Origin of the sequence: Virgibacillus phasianinus (assembly GCF_002216775.1) — a bacterium.
Lineage (GTDB): Bacteria > Bacillota > Bacilli > Bacillales > Amphibacillaceae > Virgibacillus_F > Virgibacillus_F phasianinus.
On the sequence record NZ_CP022315.1, the window covers coordinates 1,066,293 to 1,086,965 of the forward strand.

Sequence of the window (20,673 nt, forward strand, 5' to 3'; positions counted from 1 at the left end):
CAATTATTCACCAGCATTTTTTTTGATAATTTCTTCAGAGATGCTTTTTGGCACTTCTTCATAATGATCAAAATGCATCGTGAATGTTCCGCGTCCCTGTGTGTTTGAACGTAATGCTGTCGCATAACCAAACATTTCTGAAAGTGGAACAAATGCTTTAATTGATTGAGCTGGTCCTCGCGCTTCCATACCTTCTACACGTCCACGGCGAGATGTTACGTCTCCCATGATATCTCCCATGTATTCTTCTGGAATTACGATTTCAACTTTTTCAATCGGCTCAAGCAATACCGCCTTACATTTGCTTTTAGCGGCTTTTAGCGCCATTGAACCAGCTATCTTAAATGCCATCTCGTTTGAGTCAACATCATGATAACTACCATCGTAAAGTGTTGCTTTGATATCAATTAGTGGGTACCCAGCTAATACACCAGTTTCTGTTGCTTCTTTAATACCAGTTTCAACAGAACCAATGTATTCACGCGGTACAGTTCCCCCAACGATTTTATTAGTGAATTCAAAGCCAGCGCCTTCTTCGTTTGGTTCAAATTTAACCCAAACGTGACCGTATTGTCCACGTCCGCCTGACTGACGTACGAATTTACCTTCGACTTCAGCTGAACCACGGAACGTTTCACGGTATGCAACCTGTGGAGCTCCGACATTGGCATCTACTTTAAATTCACGTTTCAAACGGTCTACGATAATATCAAGGTGAAGTTCACCCATACCTGAGATAATAGTTTGACCAGTTTCTACGTTAGTTTCCGTTCTAAAAGTAGGATCTTCTTCAGCTAGTTTTCCTAAAGCAATTGCCATTTTATCCTGGTCGGCCTTTGTTTTAGGTTCAATTGCAACCCCAATAACTGGTTCTGGGAAGTCCATTGATTCAAGAATAACAAGATTCTTCTCGTCACAAAGTGTATCCCCAGTTGAAGTATCCTTCAATCCTACCGCTGCAGCAATTTCACCTGAATAAACAGTTGATATCTCTTCACGGGAGTTAGCATGCATTTGCAGGATACGACCTACGCGCTCACGCTTATCTTTCACAGAGTTTTTCACATAAGATCCAGAATCCAAAGTTCCAGAGTATACGCGGAAGAATGTTAATTTACCAACGTAAGGGTCTGTCATAACTTTAAATGCTAGAGCTGAGAAAGGTGCTTTGTCATCTGATGCACGTGTAACTTCTTCTTCTGTGCCTGGTACGATACCTTCAATTGGAGGAACGTCAGTTGGTGCAGGCAAGTAATCAATTACACCATCAAGCATCAATTGAACACCTTTATTTTTAAATGCTGAACCACAAAATACCGGGTAGAATTCAACATTTAATGTAGCTTGACGAATTGCTTTCTTAAGCTCTTCGTTCGAAATCTCTTCACCTTCAAGATATTTCATCATTAAATCTTCGTCTAATTCAGAAACTGCTTCGATTAAGCCAGCGCGTAATTCTTCTGCTTTGTCTTTGTACTCAGCAGGAATTTCGCGGGAATCTGCACGTGTGCCCAAATCATCTTCATAGTAAAATGCTTTCATTGTTACTAGATCAATGATACCTTCAAAATCATCTTCAGCTCCAATAGGAAGCTGTACTGGATGTGCGTTTGCACCCAAACGTTCTTTTAGCGTTCCTGTAGAGTACAAGAAGTCTGCACCGATTTTATCCATTTTGTTAATGAATACAGTACGCGGTACACCGTATGTTGTGGCTTGACGCCATACTGTTTCTGTTTGTGGTTCTACACCTGATTGCGCATCAAGTACTGTTACCGCACCATCAAGTACACGCAATGAACGTTCCACTTCAACTGTGAAATCGACGTGGCCTGGTGTATCAATGATGTTTATGCGATGTTCTTTCCATGCGGCTGTTGTTGCAGCAGACGTGATTGTGATTCCACGTTCCTGCTCTTGTTCCATCCAGTCCATCTGTGATGCACCTTCATGGGTTTCACCAATTTTATGAATACGTCCTGTATAGAAAAGAATACGCTCAGTAGTAGTGGTTTTACCTGCATCAATGTGCGCCATAATACCAATATTACGTGTCTTTTCCAAGGAGAAATCTCTAGCCATGTATTCTTCTCCTTCCTGTAAAAAGCTTTTTTTAGGATTTTTCTTGCCTGTTTAGCATAAGCGCTTAGGCGCTTACGCTTTTCTTACCAGCGGTAGTGAGCAAATGCTTTATTTGCTTCTGCCATTTTGTGCATTTCCTCGCGTTTTTTAACAGCTGCTCCAGTATTGTTTGAAGCGTCAAGAATTTCATTAGCAAGACGTTCTTCCATTGTCTTTTCCCCGCGCAAGCGTGAGTAGTTTACAACATAACGAAGTCCTAATGCCTGACGACGTTCAGGACGTACTTCCATCGGTACTTGGTAGTTAGAACCACCAACCCGGCGTGCACGTACTTCTAATACTGGCATTACATTTTTCATTGCCTGTTCAAAAACTTCCATTGCATTTTGACCACTGCGTTCTTGAATCAGTGTAAATGCATTATAAAGAATCTTTTGTGCCTTTCCTCGTTTTCCGTCAATCATGATTTGGTTAATCAAACGAGTCACTAATTTTGAGTTATAAAGTGGATCCGGCAAGACATCGCGTTTAGGTATTGGTCCTTTACGTGGCATATGTCCCCCTCCTTTCCTTGTTCTAGTTGTTATCTCTCTGTCTCTCATCTTACATGCATTGGCCAATGCTTTTTAAATTTTGTTCATTAAATCAATAACTTTTCTAACGCTATTATTTCTTAGGGCGTTTTGTACCGTATTTAGAACGGCCCTGTGCACGTCCCTCTACACCCGCTGTATCCAACGCACCACGAACTACATGGTAACGCACACCTGGCAAGTCTTTTACACGACCACCACGGATTAATACAACACTATGTTCTTGCAAGTTGTGTCCAATCCCAGGGATATACGCAGTAACTTCCATGTTGTTAGATAAACGAACACGTGCATACTTACGAAGTGCTGAGTTTGGTTTCTTAGGTGTCAACGTACCAACACGAGTGCAAACACCACGCTTTTGCGGTGAGTTTTCATTCGTTAGTTTCTTTTTGAAACTGTTGTACCCTCTGTTAAGTGCAGGAGAGTCAGACTTTCTTGGTTTGTTTACGCGACCTTTGCGTACAAGTTGATTAATAGTAGGCATTATAGTTATCCTCCCTTCTAATTTTCATATTACTAGAAAAATAAACCTGGCAACCACCGAAATTATTCTGTTTTGTAATCCCACATATCCAGGTGGTTCATCTTTGAGCAAAAAACAAAGCTTCAGCGAAAAAAACGCCAAAACTAACCTTTTTTAATTGCTACAGCAGATGCGCCAACGTCTATGCCACAAGCAGTTCCCAGCTTTTTCATCGAATCTACGCGCAGACACGGGATATCTAGCTCGCTAGCTAAATCAGCTATCTTTTCAGTTAGCTGTTTATCCGCATCATCAGCAAGAAACACTTCACTTACAACGCCATTTTTCATAGCTTTGAGTGTTTGCTTTGTCCCGATTATTAAACGTGACTGATCTTTGGTTACTTTTTCATAAGACATCAGTATATCCTCCAAAGCAACAAGTATAATCAGAAGCACCCTGAATATAGTATCATTCTGGTTTTTTAATGTCAACATAAATTTCACTATTTTTGGTGCTTCTGACAATAACATCACTTGTTTAACTTTATTTTAGTTTACTGTTTCTGTTTCGACTTCTTCAGTCTCATCAGCTTCTGTAGACAAATCATCCAGTGAAGCTTGAATCTTACGGTAACGCTGCATTCCTGTACCAGCAGGAACAAGTTTACCAATGATAACATTTTCTTTCAATCCTAACAGTTCATCGCGCTTACCTTTGATTGCAGCATCTGTTAATACCCGGGTAGTTTCCTGGAATGATGCAGCAGATAAGAATGAATCTGTTTCAAGTGAAGCTTTTGTAATACCTAGCAATACTGGTTTACCAACAGCAGGCTGTTTACCTTCATTAAGAATGCCGTGGTTAGCATCCTTAAACTGATGGATTTCAAGTAGTGACCCTGGTAATACACTTGTGTCGCCTGAGTCAACAACACGCACTTTTCGAAGCATTTGACGAACCATAACCTCAACGTGTTTGTCACCAATTTCAACACCCTGCATACGGTATACGCGCTGAACTTCGCGAAGTAAGTAGGTTTGAACACCATCAACACCTTGAACTTGAAGAAGTTCTTTTGGATCAACGGAACCTTCAGTTAGTTCCTGACCAGCAATAACTTCGTCTCCCTCTGCCACTTTAATACGGGCATTATATGGAACAGTATAGGCGCGTTGTTCAACCTCACCCTGGACAACAATTTCCTGCTTATCCTTCACTTCTTTTATTTCATGAATTGTACCCTCAACTTCACTAATGACAGCCTGCCCTTTTGGATGGCGCGCTTCAAAAATTTCTTGGATACGTGGCAAACCTTGTGTAATATCGTCACCAGCAACCCCACCAGTGTGGAAAGTACGCATAGTTAACTGTGTACCTGGTTCACCAATTGATTGAGCAGCAATAATACCAACTGCTTCACCTACTTCAACCTCATCACCTGTTGCCAGGTTACGTCCATAACATTTTTGACATACGCCATGCTTCGTATTACATGTAAATGCTGAACGGATTATTACCTCTTCAATTCCAGCATCAACAATAGCCTTGGCTTGATCTTCTGTAATCACGGAGTCATTCTCAACAATCACGTCACCAGTCTTAGGATTGCGGACCGTTTCAAATATTGTTCGTCCGATTAGACGGTCGATCAATGGTTCAATCATTTCTGCTCCGTCCTGAATTGCAGATACTTTAAGACCTCTATCAGTACCACAGTCTGCTTCTCGAACAATTACATCCTGTGCGACATCAACTAAACGACGTGTCAGGTAACCTGAGTCAGCAGTCTTAAGCGCGGTATCTGCAAGTCCTTTACGAGCCCCGTGTGTAGAAATAAAGTATTCGAGTACTGTTAACCCTTCACGGAAACTTGACTTGATCGGCAACTCAATAATACGTCCAGCTGGGTTGGCCATCAAACCACGCATGCCAGCAAGCTGAGTAAAGTTGGATGCGTTACCCCGCGCTCCTGAATCACTCATCATAAAGATAGGGTTTCGGCTATCCAAGGACTTCATTAGTTTAGCCTGGATGGCGTCTTTCGCTTGTGACCACACAGCAATTACCCGGTCATAACGTTCTTCTTCCGTTATTAAACCTCTGCGGAACTGTTTCTGAACTTTATCGACCTTGGATTGCGCTTCATCAAGAATTATTTCTTTTTCTTTCAACACCACAATGTCCGATATACCAACTGTCATACCAGCCTTTGTTGAATAGCTGAAACCAAGATCTTTCATCCGATCAAGCATTTTGGATGTTTCACTGATTTTAAATCGTTTAAATACTTCCGCAATAATGTCTCCAAGGATACCTTTCTTAAACGGCAAGATGGTATCGCGCTTTTTAATTTCTTCCCTGGCATTTGATCCCTTTTCAACAAAGTAATGTGCCGGAGTACAAACTTCAAGATTACTATTTGTCGGCTCATTAATATAAGGGAATGATTCTGGTAGAATTTCATTGAAAACCAGCTTACCAACTGTTGTTAACAGCAATTGACTTTGCTGTTCCTCTGTAAATGTTTTGTTATTTAAACTGCTTGCTTGAACCGCTATTCTGGTATGCAAATGAACATAACCATTTTGGTATGCAATCAAGGCTTCATTCGTATCTTTAAATACACTGCCTTCACCAACTGCATTCTCGCGTTCCATTGTTAGGTAATAGTTACCTAATACCATATCCTGCGATGGTGTAACTACTGGTTTACCGTCTTTTGGATTAAGAATATTTTGAGCAGCAAGCATTAAGATACGAGCCTCTGCTTGTGCTTCAGCAGATAATGGAACGTGTACTGCCATTTGGTCACCATCAAAATCGGCATTGTATGCCGTACAAACAAGCGGATGCAAACGAATTGCGCGCCCTTCTACCAATGTTGGTTCAAAAGCCTGAATACCCAATCGGTGCAATGTAGGTGCCCGGTTAAGTAATACTGGGTGTTCGCGGATAACTTCTTCCAAAACATCCCATACCTCTGGATGGACACGTTCAATTTTACGTTTAGCTGACTTAATATTATGTGCTAATCCACGTTCTACTAGTTCTTTCATAACGAACGGTTTAAATAACTCAAGCGCCATTTCTTTTGGCAATCCGCACTGGTACATCTTTAAATGTGGACCCACAACGATAACGGAACGACCTGAATAGTCAACACGTTTTCCTAATAGGTTTTGACGGAAACGACCTTGTTTTCCTTTCAGCATGTGTGAAAGTGATTTTAAAGGTCTGTTACCAGGACCGGTAACTGGACGTCCGCGGCGACCATTATCAATCAATGCATCAACTGCTTCTTGCAGCATACGTTTTTCGTTTTGAACGATGATGCTTGGTGCACCAAGATCAAGCAAACGTTTCAGGCGATTATTACGGTTTATTACACGACGGTATAAATCGTTTAAATCTGACGTTGCAAACCGTCCACCATCAAGCTGAACCATTGGACGAATTTCTGGGGGTATAACAGGAAGTACGTCTAATACCATCCATGATGTATCATTTCCAGAGTGACGGAATGATTCCAATACTTCCAAACGCTTAATCGCACGAGTTCTGCGTTGCCCTTTAGCTGTTTTCAATTCTTCTTTTAATGCACTAACCTCTTTTTCAAGGTCGATATCATGTAAAAGTTTACGAATTGCTTCAGCACCCATTTGAGCTTTAAAAGACTTACCGTATTTGTCGTAATAAGCACGGTATTCCTTTTCTGACAGTAATTGTTTTTTCTCAAGAGGTGTATTACCTGTTTCTGTCACGATATACGCTGCAAAATAGATAACCTCTTCAAGTGCCCGTGGTGACATGTCTAACACAAGTCCCATGCGGCTTGGAATTCCTTTGAAATACCAAATGTGTGAAACAGGGGCTGCAAGTTCAATGTGTCCCATGCGCTCCCGGCGAACTTTTGCTTTTGTAACCTCTACGCCGCAACGGTCACAAACAACGCCTTTATAGCGTACTCGTTTGTATTTTCCACAATGACATTCCCAGTCTTTTTGCGGTCCAAAGATCCGTTCACAAAATAAGCCGTCTTTTTCTGGTTTTAATGTGCGGTAGTTAATTGTTTCAGGCTTCTTAACCTCACCGTAAGACCACGAACGAATTTTTTCTGGTGATGCTAAACCGATTTTCATATACTCAAAATTATTTACATCTAGCAAGGGGCCTACCTCCCTTTTAGTGTCCGAATTTACCATTTGCAAAAGAATTTATATGATAAAGCCGGAGATGTTAACTCCTATAACATTAATACAGAAGTTAACGCTCCTTTGCTTTTATTACTTCTCTTCGACTTCTAAATTAAGCTTAGTTGCTGCTTCGGTTTCTTCTTCTTCCAGTTCACGTAATTCTATTTCCTGCTCATCGCTGGAAAGCATTTTAACATCCAGTCCAAGGCTTTGCAGTTCTTTTATTAATACCTTAAATGATTCTGGAACCCCAGGCTCCGGAACATTATCGCCTTTTACAATGGATTCATACGTTTTTACACGTCCGACAATGTCATCCGATTTAACAGTAAGAATCTCCTGCAAGGTGTATGCAGCTCCATATGCCTCAAGTGCCCATACCTCCATCTCACCAAAACGTTGTCCGCCAAACTGTGCTTTACCACCAAGTGGCTGCTGCGTAACAAGTGAATATGGTCCTGTTGAACGAGCATGAAGTTTATCATCAACCATATGTGCCAGTTTAATCATGTACATGACACCGACAGATACACGGTTATCAAATGGCTCTCCAGATCGTCCGTCATAAAGGATTGTTTTGGCATCTTTAGGCATGCCTGCTTCTTGTAATGTTTCCCAAACGTCTTCCTCGCCTGCACCGTCAAATACAGGTGTTGCTACGTGGATTCCAAGTGCACGTGCGGCCATTCCAAGATGCAATTCAAACACTTGTCCGATATTCATTCGTGAAGGAACCCCTAATGGATTCAGCATGATATCGACCGGCGTTCCATCTGGCATAAACGGCATATCTTCTTCCGGTAATATTTTTGAGATTACACCTTTGTTACCATGACGTCCGGCCATTTTATCGCCTTCATGAATTTTACGCTTCTGAACGATGTAAGCACGGACTAATTGGTTAACACCGGGTGGCAGTTCATCTCCATCTTCCCGGTTAAATATCTTAACATCCAAGACAATTCCACCCGCTCCATGCGGCACGCGCAAGGATGTATCACGAACCTCACGAGCCTTTTCGCCGAAAATCGCGTGCAGCAGGCGTTCTTCAGCAGAAAGTTCGGTAACCCCTTTTGGTGTTACTTTTCCAACTAAGATATCTCCATCAGAAACTTCAGCACCAACACGGATAATTCCATGTTCATTCAAATCTTTTAATGCTTCTTCACCAACGTTTGGAATATCGCGGGTAATTTCTTCAGGCCCAAGTTTTGTATCACGAGCTTCTGATTCGTATTCTTCAATGTGAATAGATGTGTATACATCATCTTTCACAAGACGCTCACTCATGATAATCGCATCTTCATAGTTATACCCTTCCCATGTCATAAAGCCAACCAGTACATTTCTGCCTAATGCAAGTTCGCCATCTTCCATCGAAGGACCGTCAGCAAGAATTTCACCTTTTGTTACACGGTCGCCTTTGCTTACAATCGGGCGCTGATTGTAACAGGTTCCTTGATTGGAACGAATGTATTTCTGTAAACGATAGCGTTCAAGATCACCTTTTACTTCCTTACCGTCTACTTCTGAAATACGACGTACGTGGACTTCTTTCGCTTCTACATGTTCAACAATACCAGGGTTTTGACAAATAACCGCCGCTCCGGAATCCTTGCCGGAGACATATTCCATTCCAGTCCCAACAAGTGGTGCTTCAGGCTGCATTAATGGTACTGCCTGCCGTTGCATGTTTGCTCCCATCAACGCACGGTTGGAGTCATCATTTTCAAGGAACGGGATACACGCTGTCGCTGCTGAGACAACCTGTTTCGGCGACACATCCATATAATCTATATTTTCACGTGGCACCGCAGTGTTCTCCCCACGGAAGCGAGCGATAACTTCATCATCGATAAAATGGCCAGTTTCATCTAATCTGGCATTTGCCTGTGCCACTACATAATTATCTTCTTCGTCAGCTGTCAGGTAATCAATATGTGCTGTTACCAAACCGGTTTCAGCATCAACTCGGCGATATGGTGTTTCAATAAAACCGAACCTATTCACCTTTGCATAACTTGATAATGAGTTAATCAGCCCAATGTTCGGACCCTCCGGCGTTTCAATCGGACACATACGGCCATAATGCGAGTAATGAACATCACGAACTTCAAAACCAGCACGTTCACGGGTTAACCCGCCCGGCCCAAGCGCAGACAAACGGCGTTTGTGTGTTAGTTCCGCTAATGGATTTGTCTGGTCCATGAACTGTGAAAGCTGGGAGCTGCCAAAGAACTCTTTAATAGATGCAATCACTGGACGAATATTAATTAATTGTTGCGGTGTTACACTTGAAGTGTCTTGAATAGACATACGTTCGCGTACAACACGTTCCATTCTTGATAATCCAATTCGGAATTGGTTTTGCAATAGCTCTCCAACTGAGCGAAGGCGACGATTTCCAAGATGATCAATGTCATCTGTATCACCAACACGGTGGAGTAAGTTAAAGAAATAACTAATTGCAGATAAAATGTCAGCTGGTGTGATATTCTTAACACTTTTATCGACACTAGCATTACCAATTACATTCAACTCGCGCTCCCCGCTTGGATCAGTCGGATCAACAATTTTAATTGTTTGCAGCTTAATCGGGTCTTCCAGCACACCCTCTTGAGGTTCAATCTCGTGTTCGCCGGCTTTATCTTCCTCTTGCTCCAAGTATGGGATAATTTTATTTAGTAATTTCCGCTCTAATTTATCACCTTTTTGTGCAAGAACTTCACCTGTTTCAGGATCAACGATTGGTTCTGCGAGCACTTGGTTGAATAAGCGGTTTTTAATGTTTAGTTTTTTATTCATTTTATAACGACCAACATGTGCCAGGTCGTAACGTTTCGGATCAAAAAAACGTGAAACTAATAGGCTTTTGGCATTATCAACTGTAGGCGGTTCACCTGGGCGAAGTCGCTCATAGATTTCTAACAATGCTTTTTCAGTAGTCTCGGTATTATCTTTATCTAAGGTGTTTTTTAAGTATTCGTTCTCTCCTAATAGATCAATAATTTCCTGATCTGTACTAAAGCCAAGAGCTCTAAGTAGCACTGTAATAGGCAACTTCCGTGTGCGATCGATACGGACATAAGCAACGTCTTTTGCATCTGTTTCAAACTCCAGCCATGCTCCGCGGTTCGGAATCACGGTTGCAGTAACGCCACGTTTACCATTTTTATCGATTTTTTCATTATAATAGACACTTGGTGAACGGACGAGCTGTGATACAATAACACGCTCTGCACCATTGATAACAAATGTACCTGTGCCTGTCATAAGTGGGAAGTCTCCCATAAACACTTCCTGCTCTTTCACTTCACCGGTTTCATTATTAATTAAACGAACCTTCACGCGAAGCGGAGCGTTATACGTCACATCCCGATCCTTCGATTCATCTACAGGATACTTAGGATCCTCCAGCGTATAATCAACAAATTCCAGTGATAGATTACCCGTGAAATCTTCAATAGGTGAAATATCCTTGAACATTTCCTTCAAACCTTCTTCTAAAAACCATTGATACGAAGCGGTTTGTATTTCGATTAGATTTGGTAATTCTAACACCTCGCTGATGCGTGCGTAGCTCCTGCGTTGGCGGTGCCGTCCATACTGAACTAGTTGACCTGTCAACTGCTTCACCCCTCAAATCAAACATCTTTCAACTTTCCCTAAAAAGGTTCTGGTGAAAAATGAATATTATATTAGAAAAACAAAACCAAAACTATACTCCTATTTTAGTAATGTTTTTCGGATCTTAACAATGTCTTGCAAATCAAGCTTGATAATTCGTTGTTCGGCAAAGCAATTTCAAAAGAACACTTTAAAAAATCCTGCAAAATCAGTAATGTTACAGGCTTTCTTTTAAAAGTTTCGTAACGTACCATCTCTATTTTCATAGTAATAGCTTCATCGGCGCAAAAAATCAACTGCTTAAGGATAACTCTTACACAATTGATCTACGAATTTCTTTAACTTTTAAAAAGAAAAAAGGCTTTTTAATGAAAAAAACCCAATGTGTTTACTTTTTCACTTTACCATTGTCTCCGAATACCGATGAAATATACGTTTCTTTATAATGAAATTTCTTCTTGACAAAGAAACTCCATATTAGCATTTTATTATAATATCATAAGTGGTTTACAAGGTCAAACATTAATGGCCTTTAACAGAAAATATCCCTTATCCCTTGCAACTACTTCTGCGTTTCCAAACACATCCATAAGTTTTTCCTTGGCCGAGGGTGCACCTTGCTTCTTTTGAATAACTACCCACAACTCACCATTCTTTTTTAATGCAGATTTACTTTCTTCTATCATAGCATGCACAACTTTCTTGCCGGCCCTGATTGGAGGGTTTGTAACAATAGCTGCAAAGGTGTATTCAGTTAGATTCGAAAATCGGTCACTTGATATACACTGAACATTTTTAACCCAATTTTGCATTGCATTTTGCTCCGCAAGCTGAAGTGCCCGCTCATTCACATCCGCCAGCACCACACGGCGATCAGGATACGCGTTCGCAATAGCTATACCGATCGGACCATAACCGCAACCAAGGTCAAGAACATCCCCCGAAACTTTCGGCTCAGTTAACTTTGTTATTAATAATCGCGAACCATAATCAATTTCATTTTTTGAAAAAACACCATAGTCACTTGTAAATGTATATTCTTTTTCTCGTAACCGGTAACTCCATGTCTTGGGTGAACTTTTAGATTGAGGTTTTTGTGAAAAGTAATGCTCTGACATTCCAGCACCTACTTCGTTGTGATTTGTAAGAGAAGATAATAGATAAAGCCCGTCGTTAACGACGAGCTTTATTTATAAAATTACTTAACTTCTACAGTTGCGCCTGCTTCTTCAAGTTTACCTTTAACTTCTTCAGCATCTTCTTTTGAAACGCCTTCTTTGATTGCTTTAGGCGCGTTATCTACTAAGTCTTTAGCATCTTTAAGTCCAAGACCAGTGATTTCGCGAACTGCTTTAACAACTTTGATTTTAGATGCTCCAGCACTTTCAAGTACTACATCAAATTCAGTTTTCTCTTCTGCCTCTTCTGCTCCAGCTCCACCTGCTACTGCTACTGGTGCTGCTGCAGTTACTCCGAATTCTTCCTCGATTGCTTTAACAAGATCGTTTAATTCTAAAACTGACATTTCTTTGACCGCTTCAATAATTTGTTCGTTAGTCATTTATATTTCCTCCTATTTTACATGCGATTTTCGACAAGACCATAAATTACCTTTTAGCAATATTATGCTCCTTGCTGTTCTTCTTTTTGTTCTGCGATAGCTTTTGTAGCATATGCCAAGTTGCGGATTGGTGCTTGAAGCACGCTTAGAAGCATAGATACTAGACCATCGTAGTTTGGTAGTTCGGCAAGTTCACTTAATTGTTCAAGTGTAGCCACTTTACCTTCAATTACGCCGCCTTTAATTTCAAGAGCTTTATGTGCTTTAGCAAATTTGCTAAGGATTTTAGCCGGAGCAACTACATCTTCGTTGCCAAATGCAATAGCTGTAGGGCCAACTAATGTATCACTCAACTCATTTAATTCAGCCTGTTCAACAGCACGACGTGTCATTGTGTTTTTGTAGACTTTGAATTCGATGCCTTCTTCACGTAATTGTTTACGAAGTTCTGTAACTTCAGCAACATCAAGGCCACGGTAATTAACTAATACAGTTGATTGGCTGGATTGAAGTTTATCAGCAATTTCTTGAACAACTTGCTTTTTTGATTCGATAACGGTTGACATTGTTCCACCTCCTATAAAAAAATCATTATACCGGACAACGAAAAGTGGATAGGCGCTGCAGCCAAACCAGGGTCATAAGAAAAACCTCCATGCAGACATGGAGGTTTTTATACAAATCATAACCTATATAGATTATTTCATTTGCTTTTAAACACCTCGGCAGGATATTAAGCGATTGTTTCGCACCTGCTGTCTACGGTACAACGTATTCATATTTATAACGTGATAAATTATATCGAATCACGTTTTAAAAGTCAATGGTTAAATCTGACTTAGCGGTAATCCGAAACATCAACTTTTACACCAGGTCCCATTGTAGATGTTACGGATACGTTGCGCATGTAAACACCTTTTGAAGCTTGTGGTTTTACCTTCACAAGTGTTTCTGTAATTGCTACAAAGTTTTCAAATAGTTTTTCATCATCAAACGAAATTTTTCCGATTGGAACATGAATGTTAGCTGATTTATCAACGCGATATTCTACTTTACCAGCTTTAATATCATTAACAGCCTTCTCAACTTCAAAAGTTACTGTTCCTGTTTTAGGGTTAGGCATAAGTCCTTTTGGTCCTAATACACGACCTAATTTACCAACTTCAGCCATCATATCAGGAGTCGCAACGATTACATCAAAATCGAACCATCCTTGATTGATTTTGTTAATCATTTCTTGATCTCCAACGAAGTCAGCTCCAGCTGCTTCTGCCTCTTTCGCTTTTTCACCTTTAGCAAACACAAGTACTCGTTGTGTTTTACCAGTGCCGTGCGGCAATACCATTGCTCCACGGATTTGCTGGTCAGCTTTCTTCGGATCGACCCCTAGACGAAAAGCTACTTCTATTGTTTCATCAAAGTTTGCTCGGGAAGCTTTTTTCAACAAAGAAATAGCTTCTTTTGCATCGTATGATTTTGCACGATCAACAAGCTTAAGTGCTTCTTGATACTTTTTACCTTTTTTAGTCATATTATTGTTTCCTCCTCAGGTTGTGGTTGTAGCGGTAATACCTCCCACTTATAAAAGCAGCCTGGCTTTTACAAAGCATACCCTGACGTCGTTACAGTGACGTCCGTGTTTCATTAGAAAATCTTGGCTTATCGCCAACAACTGATGGCGAAAGCCTTAGATTCTTTTATACTTTATACCGATAAAAGTTTATACTTTCTCAAAGTGCGAAAAAGGTTGCGAGAAATGGAATCCCACTATCGCAACCCAGTTCGTATCTTAACAAACATAAATGCATTAGTCTTCTATCGTAATACCCATGCTGCGAGCAGTTCCTTCAACCATGCGCATCGCTGCATCTACATCAGCGGCGTTTAGGTCAGGCATTTTTGTTTCCGCAATTTCTTTAACTTTATCGCGTTTAACAGTTGCTACTTTATTACGATTAGGTTCACCGGAACCGGATTCGATACCAGCTGCTTTTTTCAACAATACTGCAGCAGGTGGAGTTTTTGTAATAAATGTAAATGAACGGTCTTCAAAAACCGAGATTTCAACCGGGATAATCATACCAGCTTGATCTTGCGTACGAGCATTAAATTCCTTACAAAATCCCATAATGTTAACACCTGCTTGACCTAATGCTGGTCCTACTGGCGGTGCTGGATTAGCTTTACCAGCTGGGATCTGCAATTTTACAATCTTAATTACTTTTTTAGCCACGAGACACACCTCCTTAAAGTCCGTGATGTGGTAATAGGGTTTGTACCCTCCCACTCATTATTAGCCATTTCCCTCAAATACTGAGGACATAAATAACAAAAGAATTTTAGCATGAATTAGAGAATAATGCAAGGTTTTAACGAAAACAAGAAAATCAAAAAAACAAAAGATCTCTTATTATACGTGTGAAAACATGAATTCTATAATTTTTCAATCTGAGAGAAATCAAGTTCTACAGGAGTTTCCCTGCCAAACATATTAACATGAACCTTCACTTTTTGTTTATCCATATCGATATGTTCGATTGATCCGGTGAAGTTGGCAAACGGCCCATCATTCACGCGAACATTTTCTTTTAGATCGAAGTCAATTTGGGTGACAGATTCTGTTACGCCCATCCGTTTCAATACTGCATCTACCTCATCTGGTAATACCGGAGTCGGTTTTGAACCATGCCCGCTTGAACCAACAAAACCAGTTACGCCAGGTGTATTTCTCACAACATACCAGGAATCATCCGTCATTATCATTTCGGCTAAAACATAGCCAGGGAAAAATTTCTTTTTAACTACTTTCTTTTTCCCATTTTTAATTTCTGTTTCTTCGTCCTCCGGAACAATCACACGAAAGATTTTATCTTCCATGCCCATTGATTCAACACGTTTTTCTAAATTCATTTTTACTTTGTTTTCATATCCGGAATACGTATGAATAACATACCAATTTTTCTCCATTTGTACAGGACAAGTTGTTTGCCCTTCCCTCCCTTTATAGTTAAATATAACACCCAACTTATTTCTTTAGATAAGAAAAATGGAGGGCTAATCTATCAAAAAGCCCAAGCACGTCATAGACAATAAATTTCTACAATATTAAAAAACCCGTTAAGCCCGGGTTTTTTTGAAAAAACGTTATTTATCTTCATTATAACATAACATTAGCCTTTTTATTCAAAAATATATTTAAAAGTTATTTAATACCAACGTAATCAACTGATCTATAATCGTGAAAAAGATTGCTACAAATACAACTGTTGATATAACAGTAATCGTGTAACTAGTTAACTCTTTTCCTTTAGGCCAGCTAACCTTTTTCATCTCACGCGAAACATTTTTAAAAAACTTGATAAGCTTCATGGTAGTACCCCCAAACTATACCCGAACGGATGCGTCTTATTTAGTTTCACGGTGCAGTGTATGTTTCCCGCATGTTTTGCAGTATTTTCGAACTTCCAAGCGGTTAGATTGTGTGGATACATTTTTATTAGTTGAATAATTTCTACTTGAACATTCTGCACACGCTAAAATTATCTTTTTATTCAATTCTATCACCCCAAATCAGGGTTTTTGCTTCTATTAATGTAGCATTGTTACATTAATGTGTCAATGCCTGTTTCAATCTTCTCCCTCTGCAGGATCAGGCTCACAGGGTTATTTCCCGCGACTCTAGTAACTGTTCAAACTTCCGTTTTACACGTTGAAGGGCATTGTCAATAGACTTCACATGCCGTTTCAATTCTACTGATATTTCCTGATAGGACCGTCCATCCAAATAGAGGTGCAACGCCTTTTTCTCTAATTCGCTCAATAATTCCGACAATTTCGTTTCCATGTCGGCAAACCTTTCACGATTTATGAGTAATTCCTGTGGATCTATCGCCCTGGATCCCGCTATAATATCTAATAGAGTTCTATCAGATTCTTCATCATAGACTGGTTTATCAAGCGACACATACGAATTGAGCGGGATGTGTTTTTGTCGTGTTGACGTTTTTACTGCTGTAATAATTTGTCTCGTAATACACAATTCAGCAAAAGCCTTAAATGAGGACAGCTTGTCCGAATCAAAATCCCGAATAGCTTTATAAAGGCCAATCATGCCTTCTTGCACAATATCTTCCTTATCCGCCCCAATTAAAAAATAGGTGCGTGCCTTGGCCCGCACAAAATTTTTATATTTGTGAATCAGATAATCAAGCGCACGGCTATCGCCTCGATGAATCGACTGAATAATAGTATCGTCATCAAGCATGTTTAAGTTATCGTTTTCTGTCTCGAGCTGCTTGACGTTCACAAAAAAGACCCCCCGGCACAAAAGCCTGTCAATATATAGAATTATTATACAGGAAGCGTTTCCACATAGTCAATATTCAATCTACCAGAATCAGGCATTATATCAGTATTTTATAGCTTCATTCGTTACCACGGCGCCATTTTTCAAACTTTTCCAAAACATCATCCGTTAATGGAATTTTAATGTTCTTTCTTGCCTTTTTATGTTGCTTTATACTTTTTTCAATTTCTGTTTCCATGTCCAGTAATTCTATATGTAATTCCCTAGCCGATTTTCTTAGCGCCCCTCTGCCAAAAATGGTACGTTGCTCCGCATAATCCGAGGTAGCAACGTATACCTGATTTACGACATTCTTCAACTCCGTTACTATCTTTTCAATCCGCTCATCAGCAGTCTCATGTTCCTTCGTATAAATAATTTCCACCTTGTATTCACTTACCGCATTTGAAATTCCAGGAACATAATAAGCATCAAAAATAATAATAACCCGATAACCACTGACAGCTTTATACTCGGCCATTTTTTCAATTAGACGGTTGCGTGCCTGTTCCAGATCAATCTCTTTTAATTGTTTCAATTCATCCCAATCTCCGATGATATTATAACCATCTACAACTAGTACATCCATTCTCTATTCTCCTAACGGAAACCTTTTCCGGAATACTTCATAGAGTAATAAGCTGCATGCCACGGATGCATTTAGTGAAGAAACCTTTCCTTTTAATGGCAAACTGACGGTCCAATCGCATTTTTCCTGTACTAGACGGCTCATTCCTTTACCCTCATTTCCAATGACTAACGCAAGCGACAGTGTTCCGTCAAGTGCCCGATAATCCTCAGTGCCATCCGCTGCAGTTCCGACTACCCACACGTTTCGGCTCTTTAACTTTTCAATTGTGGCTACAATATTCGTTACACGTGCTACCGGAATATGTTCAATAGCACCAGCAGATGTTTTTGCAACGGTTGCCGTCAGTCCAACTGAACGCCGTTTGGGAATTATAACACCGTGTACCCCAGTTGCATCAGCTGTTCGTAAGATAGACCCTAAATTATGCGGGTCCTCAAGTTCATCCAGGATAATAAAAAATGGTGCCTCATTTTTAGTTGACGCCACTTGAAATAAATCCTCCAATTCAGCGTATTGATACGAGGCAACATAGGCTAGGATTCCTTGATGATTCCCATCCACCAGTTGGTCAAGTTTACTTTTTGGCACCTTTTGAACGATTGTATTTGCGGTCTTTGCCAATTGATTCACTTTTTTACTAGCATTTATGTTCAGTTGATCGGATATTAGTACTTTGTTAACTGAGTGACCTGACGTTAACGCCTCAAATACCGGATTTTTTCCAATAATGATTTCGTGATTCAATTCAGACACTCCCTTCCTCAATAAATTGTATTGCATGTTCTACTAGTTCTGTTAACCGCTCCTGATTGTTTAGTAAGTGATGGTATCCTATTAGAGCTTCAAAAGCTGTACTGTAACGATACGTTTGAACGCTGGTGTTCTTCGGTATTGATCCTGATTTAGCATTTCTGCCCCGTGCAACAATGCGTTTCTCTTCATCAGAAAGAAACTTAACGTCCAGCCAATGTAAAATAACTTTAGCTTGTCCCTTTGCTGACACAAAGGCAATTGCCTGTTTATGAAGATCGTTCGGCTTCACTTTCCCTAAGCGGATTAAATGTTCGCGAACACTCACTTCATAAACAGCATCACCCATATAGGCCAGTGCAAGGCTTTTCAGCTGATTAACATCCAATTTCATATATTAATTAACCCCTTTTCCATCTTGTACCTTGGGGGGTGTCTTCTAACCAAATCTTCTTTTCCTTTAACGTATCACGGATTTCATCAGCCCGTTTAAAGTCACGATTGCTGCGAGCATCATTACGCTCTTGTATCAATGCATCTATATCAGCATCAAGTAATTCCTCAGTTTGTTCTATTTGGATTCCAAGGACAGCAAGAATAGTCGCAATACTATCCTCGAACGATTGAATAACCTCTGTTGATGTATGCTTCGCTTTCAAATATAGATTTGCTTCTTTGGTTAAATCAAATAATACTGAAATTGCATTTGCCGTATTAAAATCATCATCCATTGCCTCTTCAAAACGCCGATTCAAGTTAGCAACCTTCAAAAGCCATTCATCCGCCTGCTTATCAAAGTTTGTACTTGATTTTTTTCGATGCACTAGGTTATCGTACGCGTTTTTTATTCGCTCATAGCTGTTTTTAGCAGCCTCTAACAATTCTTCACTGAAATTAATCGGATTTCGGTAATGCACACTTAACATAAAAAAGCGGATCACAGATGGGTCATGCTGCTCAATTAATTCCTTGGTTAACACAAAGTTTCCTAGTGATTTAGACATTTTTTCATTGTCAATATTAATATATCCGTTATGCATCCAGTACCTGGCGAACGACTTTCCATTCCCTGCTTCGGATTGGGCTATTTCATTTTCATGGTGAGGAAATGTTAAATCCTGACCACCTGCATGAATGTCAATCGTATCACCCAGATACTTTTTAGCCATGGCAGAACATTCAATATGCCAGCCAGGTCTTCCTCGCCCCCATGGAGAATCCCAAGCTATTTCCCCATCCTTTGCTTTTTTCCATAACGCGAAGTCAAGTGGGTCTTTCTTTTTCTCACCAATTTGAATTCGCGCTCCAGAACGTAACTCATCAATCGACTGATGGGAAAGCTTGCCGTAACCATCAAATGAACGTGGTTTAAAATACACGTCTCCATCGACCGCGTACGCAAATCCTTTATCAACTAATGCAGCAATAAACGCGATGATGTCGTCCATCGTTTCAGTTACCCGTGGATTATATGTTGCTTCTTTAACACCAAGTGCTTCAATATCTTCCTGATAAGCATTGATAAAACGATTCGTAAGTTCTGGTATCGCTTCATTTAATTCATTGGCAACCTTGATAATCTTATCGTCAACGTCAGTAAAGTTTAAGACATAGTCAACCTTATACCCTTTATATTCAAGGTACCTTCTCACGGAATCAAAAACTATCGCTGGGCGGGCATTACCAATATGAATGTAATTATATACTGTCGGGCCGCATACATACATGCTGACCTTTCCTTCTTGAAGTGGCTTAAACGGTTCCTTTTGCCTGGTTAACGTATTATAAATGGTGATGGTCATTCGTATTACCCTCTTTCAATTTAGCTATTTCTGCAGTCAATAAGCGTATTTCAGTTTCCAACTGATTGCAACGGTCTGACACTGGATCTGGCAGTTTATTGTGATCTAAATCCCGTCTTACTTTTTCTCCATTTTGAACAACAACCCGACCTGGTATACCAACAACAGTCGAGTTATCCGGTACGTCGTGTAAAACGACAGACCCACCTCCGACTTTTGAATTTTCCCCAATCACGATTGCGCCTAATACCTTAGCGCCTGTTGCAATTAAAGCATTATCTTTGACAGTCGGGTGCCGTTTACCTTTCTCTTTCCCGGTTCCACCCAACGTTACCCCTTGATAAATGGTCACGTTATTTCCAATTTCACATGTTTCGCCAATTACTACACCCATACCATGATCAATAAAAAATTTATCACCAATTTGTGCACCAGGGTGAATTTCAATCCCTGTTAAGAAACGGCTGATTTGTGAAATGACCCGCGCTATAAAAAACCATTTCCGTTTATAGAAAGTATGTGCAATTCGGTGCGACCATATCGCATGTAACCCTGAATAAGTTAAAAATACTTCAAAATAAGTTCGAGCTGCTGGGTCCTGTTCGAATACCACATCCATATCTGATTTCATCCGTTTCAACAATCCCAACTTTTCCACC

20 protein-coding genes and 1 other annotated feature are annotated in these 20,673 nt (G+C 40.2%); all 20 genes read right to left on the reverse strand.

Going from position 1 to position 20,673, the window contains the following annotated elements; all coding sequences use genetic code 11:
• Positions 1-3: 3 nt before the first annotated feature.
• The 20 genes from fusA to cysE all read right to left on the reverse strand — a co-directional run bounded on the left by fusA (position 4) and on the right by cysE (position 20,657).
• Positions 4-2,082, reverse strand: coding sequence for an elongation factor G (fusA, locus tag CFK37_RS05480; RefSeq protein WP_089060921.1), 2,079 nt, complete (start codon positions 2,080-2,082; stop codon positions 4-6).
• Between the two features lie 83 nt (positions 2,083-2,165).
• The gene (rpsG, locus tag CFK37_RS05485) at positions 2,166-2,636 is read right to left on the reverse strand and encodes a 30S ribosomal protein S7 (protein ID WP_089060922.1); all 471 of its coding nucleotides are present in this window, start codon (positions 2,634-2,636) and stop codon (positions 2,166-2,168) included.
• 112 nt (positions 2,637-2,748) lie between these two features.
• A complete protein-coding gene (gene rpsL / locus CFK37_RS05490) occupies positions 2,749-3,162 on the reverse strand; it encodes a 30S ribosomal protein S12 (protein ID WP_089060923.1) in 414 nt (137 codons plus the stop codon).
• 143 nt (positions 3,163-3,305) lie between these two features.
• On the reverse strand, positions 3,306-3,560 hold the full coding sequence (locus CFK37_RS05495; RefSeq protein ID WP_089060924.1) for a 50S ribosomal protein L7ae-like protein: 255 nt from the start codon (positions 3,558-3,560) through the stop codon (positions 3,306-3,308).
• Between the two features lie 132 nt (positions 3,561-3,692).
• Entirely contained in the window at positions 3,693-7,310 is a 3,618-nt protein-coding gene (gene rpoC, locus CFK37_RS05500; protein ID WP_089060925.1) for a DNA-directed RNA polymerase subunit beta', read from the reverse strand.
• Positions 7,311-7,427: 117 nt separating this feature from the next.
• Complete coding sequence (rpoB, locus tag CFK37_RS05505; protein WP_089060926.1) at positions 7,428-10,964, reverse strand: DNA-directed RNA polymerase subunit beta; 3,537 nt, start codon at positions 10,962-10,964, stop codon at positions 7,428-7,430.
• A gap of 515 nt (positions 10,965-11,479) precedes the next feature.
• Positions 11,480-12,082 (reverse strand): class I SAM-dependent methyltransferase, encoded by a 603-nt coding sequence (locus CFK37_RS05510; protein WP_089060927.1) that lies wholly within the window; start codon positions 12,080-12,082, stop codon positions 11,480-11,482.
• Positions 12,083-12,162: 80 nt separating this feature from the next.
• Positions 12,163-12,525 carry a 50S ribosomal protein L7/L12 gene (gene rplL / locus CFK37_RS05515; protein WP_089060928.1) on the reverse strand — a complete coding sequence of 121 codons (363 nt, stop codon included), beginning with the start codon at positions 12,523-12,525 and terminating at the stop codon, positions 12,163-12,165.
• Positions 12,526-12,587: 62 nt separating this feature from the next.
• The gene (rplJ, locus tag CFK37_RS05520) at positions 12,588-13,091 is read right to left on the reverse strand and encodes a 50S ribosomal protein L10 (RefSeq protein ID WP_089060929.1); all 504 of its coding nucleotides are present in this window, start codon (positions 13,089-13,091) and stop codon (positions 12,588-12,590) included.
• A 68-nt stretch (positions 13,092-13,159) separates the two neighbouring features.
• Positions 13,160-13,308, reverse strand: a sequence feature (ribosomal protein L10 leader region).
• A gap of 55 nt (positions 13,309-13,363) precedes the next feature.
• Positions 13,364-14,056, reverse strand: coding sequence for a 50S ribosomal protein L1 (rplA, locus tag CFK37_RS05525; RefSeq protein WP_089060930.1), 693 nt, complete (start codon positions 14,054-14,056; stop codon positions 13,364-13,366).
• A gap of 276 nt (positions 14,057-14,332) precedes the next feature.
• Positions 14,333-14,758: a 50S ribosomal protein L11 gene (gene rplK / locus CFK37_RS05530; RefSeq protein WP_157724799.1), complete on the reverse strand. Its 426-nt coding sequence runs from the start codon at positions 14,756-14,758 to the stop codon at positions 14,333-14,335.
• 200 nt (positions 14,759-14,958) lie between these two features.
• Positions 14,959-15,492, reverse strand: coding sequence for a transcription termination/antitermination protein NusG (gene nusG / locus CFK37_RS05535; RefSeq protein ID WP_089060931.1), 534 nt, complete (start codon positions 15,490-15,492; stop codon positions 14,959-14,961).
• Positions 15,493-15,720: 228 nt separating this feature from the next.
• On the reverse strand, positions 15,721-15,894 hold the full coding sequence (gene secE / locus CFK37_RS05540; protein WP_089060932.1) for a preprotein translocase subunit SecE: 174 nt from the start codon (positions 15,892-15,894) through the stop codon (positions 15,721-15,723).
• Positions 15,895-15,930: 36 nt separating this feature from the next.
• Positions 15,931-16,080, reverse strand: a complete 150-nt coding sequence (rpmG, locus tag CFK37_RS05545) for a 50S ribosomal protein L33 (RefSeq protein WP_089060933.1) — start codon at positions 16,078-16,080, stop codon at positions 15,931-15,933.
• A 100-nt stretch (positions 16,081-16,180) separates the two neighbouring features.
• Positions 16,181-16,831, reverse strand: coding sequence for an RNA polymerase sporulation sigma factor SigH (gene sigH / locus CFK37_RS05550; RefSeq protein WP_089060934.1), 651 nt, complete (start codon positions 16,829-16,831; stop codon positions 16,181-16,183).
• A gap of 118 nt (positions 16,832-16,949) precedes the next feature.
• Positions 16,950-17,459: an NYN domain-containing protein gene (locus tag CFK37_RS05555; protein WP_089060935.1), complete on the reverse strand. Its 510-nt coding sequence runs from the start codon at positions 17,457-17,459 to the stop codon at positions 16,950-16,952.
• A 3-nt stretch (positions 17,460-17,462) separates the two neighbouring features.
• The gene (gene rlmB, locus CFK37_RS05560; RefSeq protein ID WP_089060936.1) at positions 17,463-18,206 is read right to left on the reverse strand and encodes a 23S rRNA (guanosine(2251)-2'-O)-methyltransferase RlmB; all 744 of its coding nucleotides are present in this window, start codon (positions 18,204-18,206) and stop codon (positions 17,463-17,465) included.
• Position 18,207: 1 nt separating this feature from the next.
• Positions 18,208-18,606, reverse strand: coding sequence for a Mini-ribonuclease 3 (locus tag CFK37_RS05565; RefSeq protein WP_089060937.1), 399 nt, complete (start codon positions 18,604-18,606; stop codon positions 18,208-18,210).
• A 7-nt stretch (positions 18,607-18,613) separates the two neighbouring features.
• Positions 18,614-20,014, reverse strand: a complete 1,401-nt coding sequence (gene cysS, locus CFK37_RS05570) for a cysteine--tRNA ligase (protein ID WP_089060938.1) — start codon at positions 20,012-20,014, stop codon at positions 18,614-18,616.
• Complete coding sequence (gene cysE / locus CFK37_RS05575) at positions 19,995-20,657, reverse strand: serine O-acetyltransferase (RefSeq protein WP_089063543.1); 663 nt, start codon at positions 20,655-20,657, stop codon at positions 19,995-19,997. The genes cysS and cysE overlap by 20 nt, the downstream gene beginning before the upstream one ends.
• Positions 20,658-20,673 lie beyond the last annotated feature (16 nt).

What these genes read in the sequence shown, in the direction of transcription:
- fusA (WP_089060921.1), bottom strand. Translation starts at nt 2,082, where the DNA reads ATGGCTAGAGATTTCTCCTTGGAAAAGACACGTAATATTGGTATTATG.
- rpsL (WP_089060923.1), bottom strand. Translation starts at nt 3,162, where the DNA reads ATGCCTACTATTAATCAACTTGTACGCAAAGGTCGCGTAAACAAACCA.
- rpsG (WP_089060922.1), bottom strand. Translation starts at nt 2,636, where the DNA reads ATGCCACGTAAAGGACCAATACCTAAACGCGATGTCTTGCCGGATCCA.
- secE (WP_089060932.1), bottom strand. Translation starts at nt 15,894, where the DNA reads ATGAAGCTTATCAAGTTTTTTAAAAATGTTTCGCGTGAGATGAAAAAG.
- nusG (WP_089060931.1), bottom strand. Translation starts at nt 15,492, where the DNA reads ATGGAGAAAAATTGGTATGTTATTCATACGTATTCCGGATATGAAAAC.
- CFK37_RS05555 (WP_089060935.1), bottom strand. Translation starts at nt 17,459, where the DNA reads ATGGATGTACTAGTTGTAGATGGTTATAATATCATCGGAGATTGGGAT.
- rplL (WP_089060928.1), bottom strand. Translation starts at nt 12,525, where the DNA reads ATGACTAACGAACAAATTATTGAAGCGGTCAAAGAAATGTCAGTTTTA.
- CFK37_RS05495 (WP_089060924.1), bottom strand. Translation starts at nt 3,560, where the DNA reads ATGTCTTATGAAAAAGTAACCAAAGATCAGTCACGTTTAATAATCGGG.
- CFK37_RS05565 (WP_089060937.1), bottom strand. Translation starts at nt 18,606, where the DNA reads ATGAAATTGGATGTTAATCAGCTGAAAAGCCTTGCACTGGCCTATATG.
- CFK37_RS05510 (WP_089060927.1), bottom strand. Translation starts at nt 12,082, where the DNA reads ATGTCAGAGCATTACTTTTCACAAAAACCTCAATCTAAAAGTTCACCC.
- cysS (WP_089060938.1), bottom strand. Translation starts at nt 20,014, where the DNA reads ATGACCATCACCATTTATAATACGTTAACCAGGCAAAAGGAACCGTTT.
- rplA (WP_089060930.1), bottom strand. Translation starts at nt 14,056, where the DNA reads ATGACTAAAAAAGGTAAAAAGTATCAAGAAGCACTTAAGCTTGTTGAT.
- rplJ (WP_089060929.1), bottom strand. Translation starts at nt 13,091, where the DNA reads ATGTCAACCGTTATCGAATCAAAAAAGCAAGTTGTTCAAGAAATTGCT.